Origin of the sequence: Pseudoduganella sp. RAF53_2 (assembly GCF_052113985.1) — a bacterium.
Taxonomy (GTDB): Bacteria; Pseudomonadota; Gammaproteobacteria; order Burkholderiales; family Burkholderiaceae_D; genus Rugamonas.
Map to the genome: position 1 here is coordinate 1 of NZ_JBFRDW010000861.1, position 1,971 is coordinate 1,971.

Here is a 1,971-nt window from a genome sequence, read left to right on the forward strand (position 1 = left end):
CCGGTGACCGGTGATCAGGGCGATCTTGCCCTCAAAATTGACTTCGATGCCCACAGAACTGCTCCTTCACATGCTGAAGCATAATGATTACACAAAAAACCACGCATTAGATTGCCAGCACTAATAATTGACCTCACAATGCTGCCACCTTGCATTACCATACAAAAAAGAGCACACTCGTACTAATTTTTTCGCTTATTCAATTCTTATAACAAATCATGACCAACCTTGTTGAACAGTACGGCCCACGCGAGGCGATGGAGTACGACGTTGTTATCGTAGGCGGCGGCCCAGCCGGCCTGTCGGCAGCCATCCGCCTGAAGCAGGTCAACCCGGAGATTTCCGTTGTCGTCCTCGAAAAAGGCGGCGAACTGGGCGCCCATATCCTGTCCGGCGCCGTGATGGACCCGCGCGCGATCAGCGAGCTGATCCCCGACTGGAAGGAAAAAGGCGCCCCGCTGAACACCGAGGTCACCGAAGACCGCATGCTGTTCCTGACCGAGTCCAAGGCTTACAAGACCCCGAACTTCATGCTGCCGGCCTGCTTCCAGAACCACGGCAACTACGTGATCTCGCTGGGTAACGTGACCCGCTGGCTGGGCCAGCAGGCCGAGGCGCTGGGCGTGGAAATCTTCCCCGGCTTCGCGGCGGCGGAAGTGCTGTACAACGACGACGGTTCCGTCAAAGGCGTGGCCACCGGCAATATGGGCGTCAAGCGCGATGGCGAACCCGGCCCAGAATTCCAGCTGGGCATGGAGCTGCACGGCAAATACACCCTGTTCGCCGAAGGCGCGCGCGGCCACCTCGGCAAGCAGCTGATGGCCAAGTTCGACCTGAACAAGGGCAAAGATCCCCAGTCCTACGGCATCGGCATCAAGGAACTGTGGGAAATCGATCCTGCCAAGCACAAGCCCGGTCTGGTCATCCACACCACGGGCTGGCCGCTGGACACCAAAACCTATGGCGGTTCTTTCCTCTACCACCTGGAAAACAACCAGGTCATGGTCGGCTACGTGGTGGGTCTCGACTATGAGAATCCTTACCTGTCGCCCTACGAGGAATTCCAGCGCTACAAGACGCACCCGGCCATCCGCACCTTCTTCGAAGGCGGCAAGCGCATTTCCTACGGTGCCCGCGCGATTACCGCCGGCGGCCTGCAGTCCCTGCCGAAGCTGGTCTTCCCGGGCGGCGCGCTGATCGGCTGCGACGCCGGCTTCCTGAATATGAGCCGCATCAAGGGTTCCCATGCGGCGATCAAGTCCGGCATGATGGCCGCCGACGCCGTGGCGGAAGCGCTGGGCGCGGGCCGCACCGGCGACGAACTGGCCGCCTACCCGGCCGCTTTCGAGCAGTCCTGGCTGAAGGAAGAGCTGCACGTGGCGCGTAATGTGAAGCCATGGCTTAAGAAAGGCCTGTACCTGGGCTCCCTGATGACGGGCATCGACCAGATCGTGTTCCGCGGCAAAGCGCCATGGACCCTGCGCCACTCCACCCCGGATCACGCCTGCCTGCGCCCGGCCTCCGATTTCACGCCTATTACTTATCCGAAACCGGATGGCAAGCTGACGTTCGACCGCCTGTCCTCGGTGTTCATCTCGAATACCAACCATGCGGAAGACCAGCCGATCCACCTGACCCTGAAGGACAATTCGGTGCCGGTGCAGATCAACCTGTCCAAGTACGCCGGACCGGAATCGCGCTACTGCCCGGCGGGCGTGTATGAATTCGTCAAGACCGACGAGGGCCAGGACCGCCTGCAGATCAACGCCCAGAATTGCGTCCATTGCAAGACTTGCGATATCAAGGACCCGACCCAGAATATCGTCTGGGTTACGCCGGAAGGTGGCGGCGGGCCGAACTATCCGAACATGTAAATGTCATAACAGGGGCGCTGCGGCGCCCTTTTTTACATCCACGGCAAAAGGCAGGTGGCAGCCACGATGTGGCTGCCACCAGGGTTACGCCGTGGGT

Annotated in this window: 1 protein-coding gene; it reads left to right on the forward strand. The window is 60.0% G+C overall.

Annotation, left to right across the window (positions count from 1 at the left end; genetic code table 11):
- Nucleotides 1-257 precede the first annotated feature (257 nt).
- Entirely contained in the window at nt 258-1,874 is a 1,617-nt protein-coding gene (locus AB4Z11_RS30410; protein WP_442029721.1) for an electron transfer flavoprotein-ubiquinone oxidoreductase, read from the forward strand.
- The last annotated feature ends 97 nt before the right edge of the window (nt 1,875-1,971 follow it).

Coding starts and splice junctions, on each gene's coding strand:
- AB4Z11_RS30410 (WP_442029721.1), top strand. CDS start 258: ATGGAGTACGACGTTGTTATCGTAGGCGGCGGCCCAGCCGGCCTGTCG.